The 16,794-nt window shown below is 68.7% G+C and carries 16 protein-coding genes; 3 read left to right on the forward strand and 13 right to left on the reverse strand.

The features are described 5' to 3' along the window. The first annotated feature begins 4 nt into the window (after nucleotides 1–4). Complete coding sequence (feoB, locus tag Q0V34_RS09790; RefSeq protein WP_297511173.1) at nucleotides 5–1,915, forward strand: ferrous iron transport protein B; 1,911 nt, start codon at nucleotides 5–7, stop codon at nucleotides 1,913–1,915. Nucleotides 1,916–1,920: 5 nt separating this feature from the next. Here feoB and Q0V34_RS09795 read toward each other — a convergent pair whose 3' ends face one another. From Q0V34_RS09795 to epmA, 7 genes are all read right to left on the reverse strand, one after another. Further along, nucleotides 1,921–2,949, reverse strand: a complete 1,029-nt coding sequence (locus Q0V34_RS09795; protein ID WP_297511175.1) for a helix-turn-helix domain-containing protein — start codon at nucleotides 2,947–2,949, stop codon at nucleotides 1,921–1,923. A 272-nt stretch (nucleotides 2,950–3,221) separates the two neighbouring features. Beyond that, the gene (locus Q0V34_RS09800; RefSeq protein ID WP_297511177.1) at nucleotides 3,222–4,100 is read right to left on the reverse strand and encodes a 3-hydroxybutyryl-CoA dehydrogenase; all 879 of its coding nucleotides are present in this window, start codon (nucleotides 4,098–4,100) and stop codon (nucleotides 3,222–3,224) included. A gap of 136 nt (nucleotides 4,101–4,236) precedes the next feature. Next, nucleotides 4,237–5,274, reverse strand: a complete 1,038-nt coding sequence (locus Q0V34_RS09805; RefSeq protein ID WP_297511179.1) for a lysine-2,3-aminomutase-like protein — start codon at nucleotides 5,272–5,274, stop codon at nucleotides 4,237–4,239. Nucleotides 5,275–5,322: 48 nt separating this feature from the next. Continuing rightward, nucleotides 5,323–6,024, reverse strand: a complete 702-nt coding sequence (locus Q0V34_RS09810) for a VIT family protein (protein WP_297511181.1) — start codon at nucleotides 6,022–6,024, stop codon at nucleotides 5,323–5,325. Nucleotides 6,025–6,086: 62 nt separating this feature from the next. Then, nucleotides 6,087–6,515 carry a TerB family tellurite resistance protein gene (locus tag Q0V34_RS09815; protein ID WP_297511183.1) on the reverse strand — a complete coding sequence of 143 codons (429 nt, stop codon included), beginning with the start codon at nucleotides 6,513–6,515 and terminating at the stop codon, nucleotides 6,087–6,089. Continuing rightward, nucleotides 6,506–6,691, reverse strand: coding sequence for a hypothetical protein (locus Q0V34_RS09820; RefSeq protein WP_297511185.1), 186 nt, complete (start codon nucleotides 6,689–6,691; stop codon nucleotides 6,506–6,508). Before Q0V34_RS09820 ends, Q0V34_RS09815 begins: the two co-directional genes overlap by 10 nt. 222 nt (nucleotides 6,692–6,913) lie before the next feature. Next, nucleotides 6,914–7,960, reverse strand: coding sequence for an EF-P lysine aminoacylase EpmA (gene epmA / locus Q0V34_RS09825; protein ID WP_297511186.1), 1,047 nt, complete (start codon nucleotides 7,958–7,960; stop codon nucleotides 6,914–6,916). A 121-nt stretch (nucleotides 7,961–8,081) separates the two neighbouring features. Between epmA and efp the strand changes: the two genes are divergently transcribed. Then, nucleotides 8,082–8,648: an elongation factor P gene (gene efp / locus Q0V34_RS09830; protein ID WP_297511188.1), complete on the forward strand. Its 567-nt coding sequence runs from the start codon at nucleotides 8,082–8,084 to the stop codon at nucleotides 8,646–8,648. A gap of 231 nt (nucleotides 8,649–8,879) precedes the next feature. Here the strand turns inward: efp and Q0V34_RS09835 are convergent, their stop codons facing one another. The 4 genes from Q0V34_RS09835 to Q0V34_RS09850 form a co-directional block, all read right to left on the reverse strand. After that, on the reverse strand, nucleotides 8,880–11,345 hold the full coding sequence (locus Q0V34_RS09835; RefSeq protein WP_297511190.1) for a TonB-dependent receptor: 2,466 nt from the start codon (nucleotides 11,343–11,345) through the stop codon (nucleotides 8,880–8,882). 132 nt (nucleotides 11,346–11,477) lie between these two features. Further along, nucleotides 11,478–13,142, reverse strand: coding sequence for an ATP-binding protein (locus tag Q0V34_RS09840; RefSeq protein ID WP_297511192.1), 1,665 nt, complete (start codon nucleotides 13,140–13,142; stop codon nucleotides 11,478–11,480). A gap of 187 nt (nucleotides 13,143–13,329) precedes the next feature. Continuing rightward, nucleotides 13,330–14,271 (reverse strand): electron transfer flavoprotein subunit alpha/FixB family protein, encoded by a 942-nt coding sequence (locus Q0V34_RS09845; RefSeq protein ID WP_297511194.1) that lies wholly within the window; start codon nucleotides 14,269–14,271, stop codon nucleotides 13,330–13,332. Further along, nucleotides 14,271–15,017, reverse strand: coding sequence for an electron transfer flavoprotein subunit beta/FixA family protein (locus tag Q0V34_RS09850; RefSeq protein ID WP_297511196.1), 747 nt, complete (start codon nucleotides 15,015–15,017; stop codon nucleotides 14,271–14,273). Before Q0V34_RS09850 ends, Q0V34_RS09845 begins: the two co-directional genes overlap by 1 nt. A gap of 207 nt (nucleotides 15,018–15,224) precedes the next feature. Between Q0V34_RS09850 and Q0V34_RS09855 the strand changes: the two genes are divergently transcribed. Continuing rightward, nucleotides 15,225–15,500, forward strand: a complete 276-nt coding sequence (locus Q0V34_RS09855) for a hypothetical protein (protein WP_297511198.1) — start codon at nucleotides 15,225–15,227, stop codon at nucleotides 15,498–15,500. Between the two features lie 138 nt (nucleotides 15,501–15,638). On the opposite strand, the gene Q0V34_RS09860 is transcribed toward Q0V34_RS09855, so the two are convergent. Together Q0V34_RS09860 and Q0V34_RS09865 are read right to left on the reverse strand one after the other, a co-directional pair. Further along, on the reverse strand, nucleotides 15,639–16,217 hold the full coding sequence (locus tag Q0V34_RS09860; RefSeq protein ID WP_297511200.1) for a cob(I)yrinic acid a,c-diamide adenosyltransferase: 579 nt from the start codon (nucleotides 16,215–16,217) through the stop codon (nucleotides 15,639–15,641). Nucleotides 16,218–16,260: 43 nt separating this feature from the next. Further along, nucleotides 16,261–16,464, reverse strand: coding sequence for a twin transmembrane helix small protein (locus Q0V34_RS09865; RefSeq protein ID WP_297511202.1), 204 nt, complete (start codon nucleotides 16,462–16,464; stop codon nucleotides 16,261–16,263). Between the last annotated feature and the right edge of the window lie 330 nt (nucleotides 16,465–16,794).

Consider the following 16,794-nt stretch of genomic DNA (forward strand, 5'->3'; position numbering starts at 1 on the left):
GGCCTTGGCTTCCGACACCCGCTTCGCCGCCGCCGCCGACACGACCGCTTCCGCCCCGGCCCCGGCCCGGATCGCCCTTGTCGGCAATCCGAACTCGGGCAAGACGGCGCTGTTCAACGCCCTGACCGGCAGCCGCCAGAAGGTGGCCAACTACGCCGGGGTCACGGTCGAGCGCAAGGAAGGCGCGCTGACCACGGCCAGCGGCCGCCCGATCCGGGTGCTGGACCTGCCCGGCACCTATTCCCTGCGCGCCCGCAGTCCCGACGAGGTGGTCACGCGCGACGCGGTGCTCGGCAAGCTGGCCGGCGAGGCCCCGCCCCAGGCGCTGATCTGCGTGGCCGACGCCACCAATTTGCGCCTCGTCCTGCGCCTGGTGCTGGAGCTCAAGCAGGTGGGCCGGCCGTTCGTGCTGGCCCTCAACATGTACGACATCGCCCAGCGCCAGGGCCTGCGGATTGATCTGGAGCGCCTGTCCAAGGAGATCGGCGCGCCGATCGTCACCACGGTCGCGACGCGCAAGCGCGGTATCGGCGAGCTGCTCGACAAGGTCGAGGCGATCGCCGCCGACCACGCGACCGCCGCCGCGAGCGTCTGGCATGAGCCGACCGCCGCCGAGATCCGCGCCGCCCACGCCGAGGCCCAGCGGATCTTCAAGGCCTGCGTTAAGCCGCCCGAACGGCCCGACACCGTCACCGGGAAGGTCGACGCGGTGCTGCTGCATCCGGTCGCCGGTCTGGCCATCCTGATGGCCCTGCTGTTCGTGATGTTCCAGGCGGTGTTCACCTGGGCCAAGGTCCCGGCCGACGCGCTGGACGCGGCCTTCGGCGCCCTGGGCGCATGGGCCGGTCAGCACCTGCCCGGCGGGCTGTTCGCCAGCTTCGTCTCCGACGGCCTGATCGCCGGGGTCGGCAGCGTGCTCGTCTTCCTGCCGCAGATCCTGATCCTGTTCTTCTTCATCCTGATGCTGGAGGACAGCGGCTACATGGCTCGCGCGGCCTTCCTGATGGACAAGATCATGGGCGGGGCGGGCCTGCATGGGCGGGCCTTCATTCCGCTCCTGTCCAGCTTCGCCTGCGCCATTCCGGGCATCATGTCGACGCGGGTGATCGACAACCGCCACGATCGCCTGACGACCATCCTGGTCGCGCCGCTGATGACCTGCTCGGCGCGGATTCCCGTGTACGGCCTGATCATCGCCGCCTTCATCCCGGCGCGGACGGTCTATGGCTTCCTGTCGCTGCAGGGCCTGGTCATGTTCGGCCTTTACGCGGCCGGGATCGTCAGCGCCCTCTTGGTTTCGTTCGTGATCCGCCGCGTGTTCTGGCGGGGCGCGGTCGAGCCGTTCATGATGGAGCTGCCGACCTATCGCTGGCCCGAGCCGCGCAACGTGGCCATGAACCTGTGGACGCGGGCGCGGATCTTCCTGGAGCGGGCCGGCCGCATCATCCTGCCGCTGATGGTGCTGGTCTGGGTGCTGTCGAGCTTCCCCAACCCGCCCGAGGGCGCGACCGGTCCGGCGATCGACTACAGCCTGGCGGGCCGGCTGGGCCACCTGCTGGCCCCGATCATGCAGCCGATCGGCTTCAACTGGCAGATGACGGTCGCGCTGATCCCGGGCTTCGCCGCGCGGGAAGTGGCCGTGGCGACGCTGGGCACGGTCTACGCCGTCGGCGGCGACGCCGACTCCCACGCCGCCTTGAGCACGCTGCTGCAACACCAGTGGTCGCTGGCCACGGCGCTGTCGTTCCTGGCCTGGTACGTCTTCGCCCCGCAGTGCGCGGCGACCCTGGGCGTCGTCAAGCGCGAGACCAACGGCTGGACCTGGCCGGCGGTGATGTTCGCCTACATGACGGGCCTCGCTTACCTCGCCTCGTTCGTGACCTATCACGTGGCCGTGGCTTTGGGCGGCGGCTGAGCGCCTTAGAGACTGCGAAACCAGGCCCAGACGTCGTCGGGCCGCTCCAGCGCCGAGAGGCCTTCCCGCCGCGCCGCCTCGCCCAGCTTGCGCAGCCGGCCGGGCGTCACGCCGAACCGCGCCCGGAACGCGCGGCTGAAGTGGGCGTCCGAGCGGAACCCGTGGCGATAGCCGATCTCGGCCAGGGTGTGCTGTTCGGTCCGGTCCTGCAGGATGACGTCGAACGTCTGGTCGAGCCGCCGAGCCTGGATGAAGGCGCTGACCCCGCCCCGCGCTTCGAACACCTTGTAGAGCAGGCTGCGCGACACCCCGAGGTGCTGGCGCACCGTCTCGGGCGACAAATCGGGATCGTCCAGATGCTGGTCGACATATCGCTGACCCTCGGCCAGCAGCATCTTCTCGATGGGGCGCGGATCGGTGGCCGCCGGCTCGCCGTGGGCCAGGATCACCGCGCTCATCAGGGCGACGCCGGCCCGGGCGGCCAAGGTCGCGTCGGTGGTCGTCAGCGATCCGATCGCCTCCCAGAGGGTCCGCAGATGCGAGCCCAGCAGCCGGCCGGGCCCGGCGGCCTCGGCGACGACGCGGCCATGGAAGTCGACGCCGGCCACCTGCGGGTCGAGCTGGGCGCGCGGGATAACGAAGTACAGGGACTCGAACGGCTGCTCGATGGTCAGGCTGAAGGGGCGCGCCATGTCCACCAGGCGAATCTCGCCCATCGCGCCGCTGGCCGCCCGCCCGTCATAGTCCGCCGTCCAGCCGGTTGGGCGCAGCTCCAGCACCGCCATCACGGTGTCCGAGGCGTCGGCCGCGACATGGCTCAGCCGGCGGTCGAACCGCTGCGGCGCGCCTTCGCAGAGGCCGAACACGACGCCGCCCAGATTGTAGCCGTCCATCGAATTGTGGAACGTGGCCTCGGGCGACAACAGGGTGATGTCGAACAGGTGAGCGCAGGACCGGCGATATTGCTCGGCCGCGTCCGCGTGCTCGCGGGCGTCCAGCACCCAAAGATCTCTACGCGGACGATCATCCGCCATGACGCCTCGGCCTCCAAAACCGTGGGGCAATAGAACGTGGATCGCCGGTCAATGACAGACCCCCGGCTCGCGCGCCAAAAGGGGGGCTCGCGGGCGCCGGTGGGGTACAGGGCGCTTCGCGATGGGTCGTTGGGTCCCCCAGGGCCCGGCGGACCAGCCTCCCATGCCCATGGGAGGTCGGGGCGGGTCGTCGGCGTGATCCCCTTTTCGCGCCGACGAAACGCCCGATCCTCCGATCAGGCGCGCGTTTCGCCCCGGCGGGGCGGCCGACCTCAACGGGTCGGGACCGGGTGCTCCCCGCGATAGTCGTAGAACCCGCGCCCCGTCTTCTTGCCCAGCCAGCCGGCTTCCACATACTTCACCAGCAGCGGACAGGGCCGGTACTTGCTGTCGGCCAGACCCTCGTGCAGCACGTTCATGATGCTGAGCACGGTGTCGAGGCCGATGAAGTCGCCCAGCTCCAACGGGCCCATCGGGTGGTTGGCGCCCAGCTTCATCGCCGTGTCGATGGCGTCGACCGTGCCGACCCCCTCGTACAGCGTGTAGATCGCCTCGTTGATCATCGGCACCAGCACGCGGTTGACGATGAAGGCGGGGAAGTCCTCGGCGTTGCTGGTGATCTTGCCCAGCGACTTGGCGAAGGAGACCGCCGTCTCATAGGTCGGGACGTCGGTGGCGATGCCCCGGATGATCTCGACCAGCTTCATCAGCGGCACGGGGTTCATGAAGTGCAGGCCGATGAAGCGCTCGGGCCGGTCGGTCGCCGAGGCCAGACGCGTGATCGAGATCGACGAGGTGTTCGAGGCCAGCAGCGTGCCTTCCTTCAGGTGCGGCTGCAGGCTGCGGAAGATCGACTTCTTGATCTCCTCGTTCTCGGTGGCGGCCTCGATGGCCAGGTCCGTGGCCCCGACCTCTTCCAGCGTCTCCGCCGGCTTGATGCGCGCGAGGGCCGCCTTCATGGTCTCGTCGTCGATGATCCCACGGCCGACCTGGCGGGCCATGTTCTTCTCGATGACGGCCAGGCCCCCGTCGATCCGCTCGCGCGAGACGTCGTGGAGACGCACGTCATAGCCGCCCAGGGCGACGACATGCGCGATGCCCGACCCCATCTGGCCGGCGCCGATCACGCCGACCGTCTTGATTTCACTCATGAACGCCAAGCCTTCGCTTGATTTGCGCCGGGCCTTCGCGCCCACGCCTTCGACTGTGACGACTTTTCTAGCACGAGAAACCCCGCGCTCGCCAAGGCTTTGCTGCGACGCAATGAGGCAGGGGGGAACCCGGGCGTCAGGGCCTTGGCGGATAGGGGTGGACCGCGCCGTTCGGGTCCTCGACCGCGCCGTCGGAAAGATAGTTGGGGCCGACCGGCGCCTTGCCGTGGCCGCCCGGGATGTCCAGCACATAGGTCGGCTGAGCCAGGCCCGAGACGGTCCCCCGCAGGGCCTTCATGATCGCCTGGCCCTCGGCCAGGGTCGTGCGCAGGTGGGCGGTGCCGGGGGCATGGTCGCCGTGGTGCAGGTAGTAGGGCCGGATCCGCGTCTCGACGAAGCCGCGCATCAGCGCCGCCAGGGTCTCGGGGTCGTCGTTGACGCCGCGCAGCAGCACGGTCTGGGACAGCATCGGAATCCCCGCGTCGACGATTCGCGCGCAGGCCGCGCGGGCGGCCGGGGTCAGCTCGCGGACGTGGTTGGCGTGCAGGGCGACATAGACGGTCTTGGTCGAGCGCTTCAGCGCCGCGATCAGATCGGGCGTCACCGCCTCGGGATCGACGGCCGGCACGCGGGTGTGGAAGCGGACGATCCTGACGTGCGCGATCGCCTCCAGCCGGTCCATCAGGTCGGCCAGGCGGCGAGGGGACAGCACGAACGGATCGCCGCCGGTGATGATCACCTCCCAGATCTTAGGGCGGCCGGCGATATAGGCGAAGGCGGCGTCCAGCTGCTCCGGGGTCAGGGTCGACAGCCCCTCGGGCCCGACCATCTCGCGCCGGAAGCAGAACCGGCAATAGACCGCGCAGGTGTGGGTCGGCTTCAGCAGCACCCGGTCCGGATAGCGATGGACGATGCCTTCGACCGGGCTGTGGACCGCGTCGCCGATCGGGTCGCCGTCCTCGCCGGGGCTGGCGATCAGCTCCTCGGGCGCGGGGACGAACTGGCGGGCGATCGGGTCATTGGCGTTGGCCGGATCGATCAGCGCGGCCATGGCCGGGGTGATCGCCACCGCGTAGCGCGCGGCCACCGCCTCCAGCGCCGGCAGGCGCTCGGGCGGGATCAGCCCGGCTCGCGCCAGAGCTCGCGCGTCACGGAGGGTCTTGGCGGCGGTCATGAGGGGCCGGGATATGCGGGATTTCCGGCGCTTAGGCAAATGCCCCGGCTAGACCACCGCTCCGAACAGCTTGCCGATCAGGGCCGTGGCGGCCAGGGCCAGCGCGCCCCAGAACGTCACGCGCAGCATCGGCTTCAGCGGCGGGGCGCCGCCCGCCCAGGCGCCGAGCGCGCCGAGGACGGCCAGGAAGATCAGGGTGGCGACCGTGACCACGGGCAGGATCACCGGCAGGGGCGCGAGGATCGCCACCAGAAGCGGCATGACCGCCCCGACGGCGAAGGTCGTCGCCGAGGTCAGGGCCGCCTGGACGGGACGGGCGGTCAGGTGCTCGGAGATCCCCAGCTCGTCGCGGGCGTGGGCCGCCAGGGCGTCGCCGGCGTTCAACTGCACCGCCACCTGTCGCGCCAGGTCCGGCGTCAGGCCTCGCGCGACATAGATCGCCGTCATCTCCTCGAGTTCGGCCTCGGGCTGGGTCTCCAGCTCCAGCCGTTCGCGGGCCAGGTCGGCGGACTCGCTGTCGGCCTGGGACGCGACGGAGACGTATTCGCCGGCCGCCATCGACATCGCCCCGGCCACGAGGCCCGCGCTCGCGGCCAGCACGATCGGGCCGCGCGTGGCCTGCGCCGCCGCCACCCCGACGATCAGCGCCGCGGTCGAGACGATGCCGTCATTGGCGCCCAGCACGGCCGCGCGCAGCCAGCCGATCCGCGAGACGGCGTGTCGTTCGTCGTGAGCCCTGTCCCGCGCCATTGGCCGCTCCCCTTCGCTCGCGCCACTTTGGACCAGAAGGGGACGCCGGGCGTTGATCGCGGTCAAGCGCTGGGTCTGGGCCAAAGCACGAGCGCCGTCGGGCGCACGTCCAGCCAATCGCAAATGTCGAGCAGCAGGGACCGCTCCTCGGCCGTCAAGCCGCCGTCGATCGCCACCGCCGTGGCGGCGGCCGCGATGTCGGGGGCCGCCGATCGTCCCTTCAAGGCGCGGATCATCAGTTCGGCTTCGGCCCAGGCTTCCTCCGGTCGCGCCTCGAAGCCGGCCTCCAAGGCCTCGAACGCCGTCAGCGCGTCGTCGATGAAGGCGACGCCCTCGTCGCCAGAGGGCGGCGCGCGCGCCCCCAGGCTTTCGATCATCCGGCCGCGCTCGTCAGGGGTCACCTCGCCATCGGCCTGGGCGATCAGCAGGCACGCCGCGACCAGGGCCTGGACCGGGCCGAGCGCGCCGGTCGCGAAGGGACTTATCGCCATCGCGCGGCCGTGGCGTTCATCTCCAGGCCTCCGAGCTGTTCGCGCAGGCGCTCGCGACGAAGGTCCCAAAGCCGCATCATGCCTCTGTCCGGCGTCGGCTTCCGGGCCTCCTCGTACAGGGCGCGCGTCATCCGCGCGATCTCGGCGCGCATCTGTCGGGCGTTCAACAAGGTCAAGGTCAGCGCTCCTCCTTATGTGGGGGCGCGCTCGACGGCGGGCTTGGGAACGGCGGGAGGGGACGGCCGCCTGGACCCGACATCGAGCGCACCCGATGCGGTCCGACATCACGTTCGACCAGGGGTGTCGAAACGCCAGAGGGGCCCGGCCCGCCTATTGGATTTGGGCGACGCCTTGGCGGCCGCAAGAGGCCTTTCCGAAAATTTCCGAGGAGGGCGTCTTCACCCCGCCACCGGCGTCCAGATCACGTCCTCGATGCGCCGCGCGCCGGCGGCCAGCAGAACCAGCCGATCGAAGCCCAGGGCCGAGCCCGAGGCCTCGGGCATGTGCGCCAGGGCGGCCAGGAAGTCCTCGTCGAGCGGATAGCGCTCGCCATAGACGCGGGCCTTCTCGTCCATCTCGATCAGGAAGCGCCGGCGCTGTTCGGCGGGGTCGGTCAGTTCGCCGAAGGCGTTGGCCAGCTCCACCCCGCAGGCATAGAGCTCGAACCGTTCGGCCACGCGCGGATCGGCGGCCTTCGGGCGGGCCAGGGCGGCCTCCGAGATCGGGTATTCGCACAGGATGGTCGCGCGGCCCTCGCCCAGGCGCGGCTCGACCTTCTCGACCAGGATGCGGCTGAAGACGTCGGCCCAGCCGTCATCGTCGGCCACCCGGATCCCGGCGGCGCGGGCGGCGGCGGCCAGGGCGTCGCGGTCGGTCGACCCGTCCGCCGAGACGCTGGCCAGGAGCTCGACCCCGGCATGGCGCGCGAAGGCCTCGGCCACCGACAGGCGCTCGGGCGCGGCGAACGGATCGCAGGCCATGCCCCTGAAGTCGAAGCGCCGCGTCCCCGCCGTCTCGGCCGCCAGGGCCAGCAGGGTCGCGCAGTCGTCCATCAGGACCTCGTAGGCCGCGCCCGCGCGATACCACTCCAGCATCGTGAACTCGGGATGATGCAGCGGCCCGCGCTCGCGATTGCGCCAAACCTTGCCCAGGCTGAAGATCCTTTCCTCGCCCGCCGCCAGCAGCTTCTTGCAGGCGAACTCCGGCGAGGTGTGCAGATAGAGGGGGCTGGCCTCGCCCGAGGTGGTCAGAGCCTCCGTCGCGAAGGCGTGCAGATGAGCCTCGTTACCGGGCGAGACCTGCAGGGCGGCGGCCTCGACCTCCTCGAAGCCCTCGCGGTCGAACCAGGCGCGGACGGCCTTGGTGATCCGGTTGCGGGCCAGCAGGAACGGCCGCCGGTCAGCGTGGACGTCGGCGCGCCACCAGGTCGACGAAGGTGTGGTCAAGGCTCGGAAACCGAAGAGGCTGGAGATTTCGCCCCTTTCGCTATACGAGGGCGCTCACGGATCAATAGCACGAACGCGCCCGCGACCTCGCGCGCGCATTCTTCCCAAGGACGGTACGTACGTGAAGGTCGCAGCCAGCTCGCTCCGCAAAGGCTCCGTCGTCGATATGGACGGCAAGCTCTATGTCGTTCTGAGCGCCGAGAACATCCACCCCGGCAAGGGCACCCCGGTGACCCAGCTGAACATGCGCCGCATCTCGGACGGCGTGAAGGTCTCGGAACGCTACCGCACGACCGAGCAGGTCGAGCGCGCCTTCGTCGACGACCGCGACCACACCTTCCTCTACCAGGACGGCGACGGCTTCCACTTCATGAACCCGGAGACCTACGACCAGCTGGTGGCCACCGAGGAAGTGGTCGGCGACGCCGCCCCGTACCTGCAGGAAGGCATGACCGTCATCCTGTCGACGCACAACGACGTGCCGATCGCCATCGAGCTGCCGCGCACGGTGATCCTGGAGATCGTCGACACCGAACCGTCGGTGAAGGGCCAGACCGCCAGCTCGTCCTACAAGCCGGCCGTGCTGAGCAACGGCGTCAAGACGACCGTGCCGCCTTACATCACCTCGGGCACCAAGGTGGTGATCCTGACGGAAGACGGCTCGTACGTGGAACGCGCCAAGGACTAAGCGTCCTTCGGCCTCCGAACGACGAAAGGCCCGGTGGGAGACCACCGGGCCTTTTTATTTTCCGAAAAGCTTGTCATCCCGGCCGCGGCGAAGCGGAGAGCCGGGACCCAGGGCAACCGCGCCGGGCGTGGCTCCTGGGTCCCGGACAGCCTCTGCGAGGCTTCCGGGATGACAAGGTGGGTTAGGCCTTCGAAGTCCGTCGCCGTTCTTCTCAAGAAGAACGGCGGCAGCCTAGAACTCCGCCGACAGGGTCAGGAAGCCCATGCGCGGCGGTTGCGGGAAGGCGCCGTAGCCGCCCGAGTTGCTGGTCACCGAGGCCGTCGAGACGCCCTTCTTGTCGAACAGGTTGGTGACGTTGGCCGTCAGGCGCACGCCCTTGACCATGGCGCCCGCCGGCATGTCGAACGTGTAGCCGGCCTGCAGGTCGACCAGCATCATCGACTTGACCGACAGGTCGTTCAGATAGGTCACGTAGCGGCGGCCGACATAGTCGCCGCTGATCTGGGCGTCGAACCGGCCATAGTTGAAGCGGGCGATCGTCTTGTTCATCCACTTCGGCGTCAGCGGCACGTACTTGCCGCCGGTGGCGACCGTGACCGGCTGGGTGACGCCGTTCACGACCGTGGTGCCCGACTGGTAGTCGCTGTCGTACTTGGACTGGTTGTACGAGACGGCGTTGTAGAGCTGGAAGTGCTCGCCGAACTTCAGCGTGCCGGCCACGTCGACGCCCTTGGTGGTGACGCCGCCGACATTGGCCAGGATGGCCGGCGCCGGGTTGATGAAGTTGAACGGCGCGATGTTCAGCAGGCGGTTGCTGAACTTGACGTCATAGGCGTTGATCTGGCCCTCGAAGCCGGTGATCACGCCCCAGTTGACGCTGTGGCGGCTGCGCAGACCCGCTTCATAGGTCCACGAGGTCTCGGGCTTCACCGTCGTCTTGAACAGCTCGAACGCGGCTTGCGTGCCCAGGCTCCAGGCCGAGAAGCCGTAGAAGCCGCTGCCGGCGCCGTACGGGATGAACTGGCGCATGTTCTGCTGGACGTTGACGAAGACCTGCTCGTTCTCGGTCGCGTCCCACAGCAGGCCCGCCTGCGGCAGGAACCACTTGTTCGACTCGATCGAGCCGGTCGGATAGCGGACCGGCACGGCGACCGTGGGCAGGTTCTGCTGGTTGATCGGGAACTTGCCGTGCGCGGTCTGCAGACTGGACTTGAAGCCCGCTTGCAGCAGCAGCTTCGGCGTCACGCGCCACTGGTCCTGCAGGTGCAGCTGGATGTCGTTGGTGAAGAACTCGGCCGCGTACTGGGTCAGCACCTTCTTGCCGCGCGGCACGTCGTACGGCGACAGGTCGTTGTTCTCCTTGGTCATCGGATACCAGGCGCGCTGCTGGGCCGGTTCGTTGTGCTCGAACCAGACGCCGCCCTTGAGCTGGTGGTCGCCCAGGGTCCACTCGACCGTCGAGATCGCGCCCGGACGGTTGATCCGGTACTCGGTGGTGCGCACGGCGTAGCCGGTGCCGCCGAACAGGTTGACGATGTTGGTCAGGGTCGCGGGGCTGGTGGTCGTGCCGACCACGAGGCTCGGATAGTAGGTCGCGAACAGGCCCGGCAGACCGGCGGTGTTGACCGGACCGGCCACGATGCCGCGACCGAAGTTGTAGTGATAATAGGCCTGGTTGGTCCAGGTGAAGTTCGGCGTCGGCTTCCAGGCGTACTTCACGTACGACAGGATGTCCTCGCGCTGGGCGGCGCTGAAGCAGTTCGAGAAGTTGTTGCCCTGGGCCGGCGGCGGGGTGCCCGGGCCGCCGGTCAGATTGGCGACGCAGCCGGCCAGGTCCGGATAGATGAAGGCGCGGCTATAGGGCGTGAAGTTCTGCGCCGCGGCGGTCTGCTGGTTGCCGAAGGCGGTGGCGTCCTCGTTCGGCTCCACCTTCATCTGCCAGTCGGCGTAGAAGGTCAGGGCGCCGTGCTCGGTGTCGCGGACCAGCTTCAGGTTCACCTGATGGCCGCGCTGGTGGCCGTTGAAGTCCCAGGCCTTGGCGTCCTGGCGCAGGTACGAGACGTAGCCGCGGAAGCCGTTGCCCAGGTCGCCACCCTCAAGACGCACGAAGGTGCGGAAGGCGTCGTGGCTGCCGACGGTCTGGTTGACGGTCAGGCCGCGCTCGGCCGCCGGGTCGCGGCTGAAGGTTTCGATCGCGCCGCCCAGGTTGCTGGTCGAGGGCACGCCCAGCGAACCGGCGCCCGAGGACAGGGTGACGCGCGAGACGTTCTCGCTGGTGACCGAGCGCGAGACCGACAGGCCGTTGTAGTTGCCGTACTGCTGGTCGCCCAGCGGCACCCCGTCCATCGTGTAGCCCAGTTGCTGGGTCGAGAAGCCGTGGACGAACAGCGACAGGTTCTGCTCGTTGTTGCCCCACGGATCGGCGGTCCGATAGATCACGCCGGGCAGGAACTGGATCGCCTTCAGCGGGCTGGCGCCGGGCAGGACGCGCTGGATCTGCTGGGCTTCCATGGCCACCGCCGAGCGCGTCTCGCGCTGGCTGGTGATGATGACCTGCTCGACATTGGTGGCGTCGGTGTCGGCGGCGGGCGTCGTCGGGGCGGTCTCGGCGGCCTGGGCGGCGCCGGCCATCAGGGCGGCGATCGCCGCGCCGCACCAGAGCGTCGTCTGGCGCTGGATCGAACGTGTGGATGACATCTGCGGTATCCCCCTTCGCGGTGCGATTGGCCGGGGATAGGGACGCCATAAGACGATGCCGCGACAGAACCGCGACGGGCGTGTGATTGTGGCGCCGCCGCAACAGTGGTTAACGCGCGCCGTCGCCTTGCGTCAGCCCGCCGCCGCGCGGCGGTTCAGGCGGCCGATGGTCGAGACCAGGGTCGCCATCTCGATCGGCTTCTCGATGAAGGCGTCCATCCCCGCCGACAGCGCCTCGGAGCGCTCGTCGTCCATCACCCCGGCGGTCAGACAGATGATCGGCATCTTGTCCCAGCGGCGCTCGGCGCGGATGCGGCGCGTGGCTTCCAGTCCGCTCATCCGCGGCATGTTGAAGTCGATCAGCATCATGTCGAAGTCGCCCTGGCCCAGGGCCTCGATCGCGCCCTCGCCGTCGCCGGCCTCGGCGACCTCATAGCCCAGCGGCGTCAGCATCCGCTCGATGACCTTGCGATTGATCGGATAGTCGTCGACCACCAGCAACCGCAGCGGCGACACCGGCTCCGCCTCGGCGAGCTTGGCCACGGGCAGGTCGCACAGGAAGGTCAGGACGAAGGTCGAGCCCTTGCCGACCTCGCTGCGGGCCGTGACCGCGCCGCCCATCATCTGGGCCAGTCGCCGGGTGATGTTGAGGCCCAGGCCCGTGCCGCCGGTTCGCCGCGCGGTCGCGGCGTCCGCCTGGACGAAAGGCGTGAACAGCCGCTCCAGCACGTCCGGCCGGATGCCGATGCCGGTGTCGGCGACGGAGACCTTGATGCGCAGGCGGTCGGCCTCGGCGGGCTCGCAGGCCACCCGCACCAGGATCTGGCCGAACGGCGTGAACTTGACGGCGTTGGAGATCAGATTGGCCAGGCACTGGCGAACGCGCAACGGGTCGAAGACCAGTTCGGCCGGGACGGAGTCGTCGACCCGCAGGGTGATCGTGGTTCCCTTTTCCCGGGCCTGAGGTTCGTTGATCCGCACCACCCGGTCGACCAGCTGGCGCAGGTCGCCGGCGATCGGCGCGATCTCCAGCTTGCCCGCCTCGATCTTGGCGAAATCGAGCACGTCGTTTAGCAGGCCCATCAGCGTGCGGCCGGACTCCTCCAGAAGTTCGACCTGGTCGCGCTGCTCCGCCGCCAGGCGACCCAGCTTCAGGGCCTGGGACAGGCCCAGCATGCCGTTCAGCGGCGTGCGCAGTTCATGGCTCATCAGGGCCAGGAACTCGGACTTGGCCTGGCTGGCGGCCTCGGCCTCGCTCTTGGCCCGCTCCAGCGCCCGGCCCTGCTGACCATTGGTCTGCGCCGCCTTGGCGGTATAGGTGATCAGGATGATCGCCGAGGCGCACAGCGCCACGCGCTGCGAGAGCGGAAAGTCGTTGAAGACGCCGCACAGCAACAGCAGCAGGGTCGAGGATCCGCCGCCGATGATCAGCAGCAGGGTCTTGGACCGGGCGGTGAAGGCCTGGGCGTGAACCAGGAAGGACGAGACGACGCAGAACGCCGCCAGCCGCAGCGCCGGGGTCTCCCGCCGCCAGAGCATGATCGCCAGCGACCACCAGACGACGTTCATCCAGGTCACGGCGGCCACATAGGCCATGCGCTGGGCGGCGCCGACCGGCCGCTCGTCGCGCTGCGGACGGCTGCAGACCCACACGCCCGCCTCGGCGGTGGCGACGGCCAAGCCCCACAGCAAGCCGCCGCGCATGTCGACCGCCAGAGCGTAGACCAGCGCGGTCGCCGCGCAGATCGCCAGCCGCACGCCCAGGGTCGGAAGGCTGCGCGCCGTGACCGAGGTCACGTCCTGGTCAAGCCACTCGGCAAATCGCGGCAAAGAGCCCCCCGCCCTAAGGAATTTTACCGTTACCAAGCTTCATAGCGCGGTGTCCGGTGGTTGCAAGGCGGCGCGTGGTATCGGCGAAGCAAAAAGGCCCGGAGTCGCCTCCGAGCCTTTTTCCTTACGAGTGTTCAGCCATCTTGGCCGATATTTACTTGCCCGCCGCCGCCAGGGCTTCCATCAGTTCAGGAACGGCGGTCTTGTAATCGGCGACCAGGCCATAGTCGGCCACCTGGAAGATCGGCGCGTCGGCGTCCTTGTTGATCGCGACGATCACCTTGGAGTCCTTCATACCGGCCAGGTGCTGGATGGCGCCCGAGATGCCGATGGCCAGGTAGAGCTGCGGGGCCACGACCTTGCCGGTCTGGCCGACCTGGTAGTCGTTGGGGGCGTAGCCGGCGTCGACGGCCGCGCGCGAGGCGCCGACGGCGGCGCCCAGCTTGTCGGCCAGCGGTTCGATCACGCGCTGGAACTCTTCCGCCGAACCCATGGCGCGACCGCCGGAGACGACGATCTTGGCCGCGGCGAGCTCCGGACGGTCGGACTTGACCATTTCTTCGCTGACGAAGCGGGTCTTGCCCGCGTCGGCGCCGCCGACGGTCTCCACCGAGGCCGAGCCGCCCTCGGCGGCGGCGGCGAAGGCGGTCGGACGCACGGTGATCACCTTCTTGGCGTCGGACGACTGCACCGTCTCGAGCGCGTTGCCGGCATAGATCGGGCGCGTGAAGGTGTCGGCCGAGACGACCTCGACGATGTCGCTGATCGGGGCGACGTCCAGCTTGGCGGCGACGCGCGGGGCGAAGTTCTTGCCGCCCGAGGTGGCCGGAACCAGGATGGCGTCGTAGTTGCCGGCCAGCGCCAGCACCGCGTCGGCCTGAGCCTCGGCGATGCCGTGACCCAGGGCGTCGCTGTCGGCCAGCAGCACCTTGCGCACGCCGGCGATCTTGGCGGCCTGGTCGGCGACGGCCTTGGCGTCCTTGCCCAGGACCAGCACGTCGATGTCGCCCGAGATCTTCTGGGCGGCGGTCACGGTCTTGTGGGTGGCGTCGCGCAGGTGCGCGTTGTCGTTATCGGCGACGACGAGAACAGCCATTACAGCACCCCCGCGGTGTTGAGCTTGGAAACGAGGTCGGCGGCGGTTTCCACCTTCACGCCGGCCGAGCGCTTGGCCGGTTCGGCGACCTTCAGGACCTTCAGGCGCGGCGCGACGTCGACGCCGTAGTCGGCGACGGTCTTCGAGGCGATTTCCTTCTTCTTGGCCTTCATGATGTTCGGCAAGCTGGCGTAGCGCGGCTCGTTCAGGCGCAGGTCGGCGGTGATCACCGCCGGCAGGTCGACGTCCAGGGTCTGCAGACCGCCGTCGACTTCACGGGTGACCTTGGCGCTCGAGCCCGAGACTTCGACCGCCGAGGCGTAGGTGGCCTGCGGCCAGCCCAGCAGGGCCGACAGCATCTGGCCCACGGCGTTGTTGTCGCCGTCGATCGCCTGCTTGCCCATGATCACGAGGTTCGGATTTTCCTCGGCGACCACGGCGGCCAGCAGCTTGGCCACGCCCAGCGGCTCGACGTCGGTGTCGGTGGTGATCAGGATGCCGCGATCACCGCCCATGGCCAGGGCCGTGCGGATGGTCTCCTGGGCTTGGGCCGGGCCGATGCTGACGATGACCACCTCGGTGGCCACGCCCTTTTCCTTCAGGCGCACGGCTTCCTCGACCGCGATCTCGCAGAAGGGGTTCATCGACATCTTGACGTTCGCGAGGTCGACCCCGGTCTGGTCCGCCTTCACGCGGGCCTTCACGTTGTAATCGATCACCCGTTTGACCGGGACTAGGACCTTCATCGGTTTCCACCGCCTCCAGGCTTGTGTTTTCTCCTGCTGGGCAACCGACTTAGCGTTTCGGCGCCGCAATGCAAGTTTCCCTTTGCGTAAGCGTAATGCGATAACGCGCCTGCGGTTCAAACGGTTGTAGGATTTCTCGCGCGGGCCGCCCGTGTCCGCTCGCGAGCCCGCATTCCCTTAAGGGCGTAAAGGCGGTAAGGGGCCGGCATGACCAAGACGTTCACGCGCCTGAAGTACATCTTTCTCGGCCTCTTTCTGCTCGGCAGCGCCGGGGTGCTAGCCTATCACGCCCTGTGGGTCTGGCCGAAGGAACGCTGCGAGGCGCGCGGCGGCGCCTGGGCGGGTCGCTGGATGAAGTGCGCGACGGTCTATTCGATCGAGACCCTGACGCGTCGCCCCAGCAATGTGCCGCCGATCAATGGCGAGGCGCGGATCAAGCCGGAGGCGGGGGCGGCCGCTCCCGCGCCTTCCGAGAAGAAGTAAATCTCAACCTAATCGTCATCCCGCGCGGCATGCGCGGGACCCATGGTTCAGCTTCTACGTGAGAGCGTCGTCCGCGCTTCGCTTGCGATGGCTAGATCGGTCCCGCGAACGTCGCGCGATGGCGGGGTCGCCTGATACCTAGCGCGTCGCGCCCGGCGTCCACAGCACGTCCGCGCGGCCCTTGTCGTTGCTCCAGCGGGCCGCGACGAACAGCAGGTCCGACAGGCGGTTCAGATACTTCAGCGCCGGTTCGCCGACGATCTCGCCCTCGGTCTCCGCCAACGCCACGCAGGTCCGCTCGGCCCGCCGACAGACGGTGCGCGCCACGTGCAGCGCGGCGGCGGCGGGCGACCCCGCCGGCAGCACGAACGAGGTCAGGGGCGCCATCTCGTCGTTCAGCTGGTCGATCTCGCGCTCCAGCCGCTCGACCTGGCTGTCGAGGACGCGCAGCGGCTCCCAATCCGGCTTGCCGTGCTGTTCGGGCGTCGCCAGATCCGCGCCCAGGTCGAACAGGTCGTTCTGGATCCGCTCCAGCATCGCGTCGAGCGTCGGATCGGTCGCGACATGCTGTCGCGCCTGACCGATCGCGGCGTTGGTCTCGTCAACCCCGCCATAGGCCTCGACCCGCAGCGAAGCCTTGCTCACCGGGGCGCCGGTGGCCAAACGCGTCGAGCCGTCGTCGCCGGTCCGGGTATAGATGCGGTTCAGCGTGACCATCGGTCGCGGACTCCCGTTCTTCGAACCGAGCTATGAGGGTCCGTCACGCGCCCTGGCGCCACCAGAAGGCGGCGGCGACCAGGACGATGATGGCGATGAACTGCAAGAGGACGCGCAACCGCATCAGCTTGTTCGAATAGGACCGGCCAAAATCGCCGCCGCGAAAGAGGGCGTAGAGGCCGGCGGCCAGGGCGATCAGAACGGCGCCCAGGGCGATCGGGACGAGGAAGTCGAACAGGTGAGCCATGGCGCGGAAGATAGGGCGCGGAGCTCCGCCGCGCCATAGAGCCTTTCGGTCCGCCGCCGCGCGGGGGCCGGAACGCGGTCCGTTGAGTCAGCTCGACGAACTTGTTCGCTGAGTTCTTTTGTCGCAGTGACGCTTTGAGACCGGTGTCATATCTTAACCGTAAGTCGTCACTCGGCGATTTTTGTTCTTTTTGGCGGTTGCAATGGCCCACCCCTGGCGCTATTGCGCCCGCTTCCTATTTTTCAGTACGCGTTCGTTGAACATGATCAACCCCTCACCGCGGATCGTTCGACGTTGTACCCACCCCAGCGGGGAGGCAGGAGATAACCG

The sequence above is a fragment of the uncultured Caulobacter sp. genome, assembly GCF_947036865.1.
In the GTDB taxonomy this organism is placed as follows: Bacteria; Pseudomonadota; Alphaproteobacteria; order Caulobacterales; family Caulobacteraceae; genus Caulobacter.

What these genes read in the sequence shown, in the direction of transcription:
- Q0V34_RS09805 (WP_297511179.1), bottom strand. Translation starts at nt 5,274, where the DNA reads ATGACCGCCGCCAAGACCCTCCGTGACGCGCGAGCTCTGGCGCGAGCC.
- Q0V34_RS09800 (WP_297511177.1), bottom strand. Translation starts at nt 4,100, where the DNA reads ATGAGTGAAATCAAGACGGTCGGCGTGATCGGCGCCGGCCAGATGGGG.
- Q0V34_RS09835 (WP_297511190.1), bottom strand. Translation starts at nt 11,345, where the DNA reads ATGTCATCCACACGTTCGATCCAGCGCCAGACGACGCTCTGGTGCGGC.
- Q0V34_RS09795 (WP_297511175.1), bottom strand. Translation starts at nt 2,949, where the DNA reads ATGGCGGATGATCGTCCGCGTAGAGATCTTTGGGTGCTGGACGCCCGC.
- Q0V34_RS09855 (WP_297511198.1), top strand. Translation starts at nt 15,225, where the DNA reads ATGACCAAGACGTTCACGCGCCTGAAGTACATCTTTCTCGGCCTCTTT.
- Q0V34_RS09860 (WP_297511200.1), bottom strand. Translation starts at nt 16,217, where the DNA reads ATGGTCACGCTGAACCGCATCTATACCCGGACCGGCGACGACGGCTCG.
- Q0V34_RS09845 (WP_297511194.1), bottom strand. Translation starts at nt 14,271, where the DNA reads ATGGCTGTTCTCGTCGTCGCCGATAACGACAACGCGCACCTGCGCGAC.
- Q0V34_RS09850 (WP_297511196.1), bottom strand. Translation starts at nt 15,017, where the DNA reads ATGAAGGTCCTAGTCCCGGTCAAACGGGTGATCGATTACAACGTGAAG.
- Q0V34_RS09810 (WP_297511181.1), bottom strand. Translation starts at nt 6,024, where the DNA reads ATGGCGCGGGACAGGGCTCACGACGAACGACACGCCGTCTCGCGGATC.
- Q0V34_RS09865 (WP_297511202.1), bottom strand. Translation starts at nt 16,464, where the DNA reads ATGGCTCACCTGTTCGACTTCCTCGTCCCGATCGCCCTGGGCGCCGTT.
- Q0V34_RS09815 (WP_297511183.1), bottom strand. Translation starts at nt 6,515, where the DNA reads ATGGCGATAAGTCCCTTCGCGACCGGCGCGCTCGGCCCGGTCCAGGCC.